Genomic DNA, 644 nt, shown 5'->3' with positions numbered 1-644 from the left:
GCCGTCCGGTCAATCCGATACACGGTTTGAAGTTTTTGGAGGGTGAAACCGACTTTGCCTTTGAAGGTATTCTGCCGCTGGTCTGGAGCCGCAGCTATTATTCCGACCAAGACGGTACTGGCTGGCTCGGCGAGGGCTGGAGCGTACCGGGCTGCCAGCGCATTATCCGCGATGCGGCCGGATTGGCCTATATCGACGATCAGGGCCGTTTGTTCCCTTTGCCGGAAGTCGATGAAGATGACGAAGAGCCGGTATTGTTTGAGAGCGAACAGATTTGGTTCAGCAAGAACCCGGACGGCCATTATGTCATTGCTTCTCTGGACGGTTCGATAGCGCTGCGTTTTGCGCCTTTGGTGGTGGCGGAGGACGGTTCTGATGAAGATTCCACCCTCTTCCCGCTGGTCGCGGTGGAAGACGCCAACGGCAACCATCAGCGTTTCGTCTATCATCCGCTGACCGGTCTGCCGCAATACGTCATCGACGGCAACGGCCGGGTGTTCTCGCTAAACTTCGGCAATGTGGCCGATGAGCAGTCGCCTAGAATGCGGCTGCTGTCGGTGTCGCTGTTGGAGGGTTTACCATCCTTTGGCGAAACGGTCCGGGTCGGTATGCCGCTGGTCCGCTATGAATACGACGGCAGTGGT

At 57.5% G+C, this 644-nt stretch carries 1 protein-coding gene; it reads left to right on the top strand.

Features of this window, described 5'->3' with window-relative positions; all coding sequences use genetic code 11:
• The coding region (locus HMPREF2952_RS11460) for a DUF6531 domain-containing protein (RefSeq protein WP_283120692.1) at positions 1-644 on the top strand (644 nt) is incomplete at both ends.

Source organism: Neisseria sp. HMSC068C12, assembly GCF_001814095.1.
GTDB lineage: Bacteria > Pseudomonadota > Gammaproteobacteria > Burkholderiales > Neisseriaceae > Neisseria > Neisseria perflava.
This window is presented reverse-complemented; position numbering and strand designations above follow the sequence as displayed.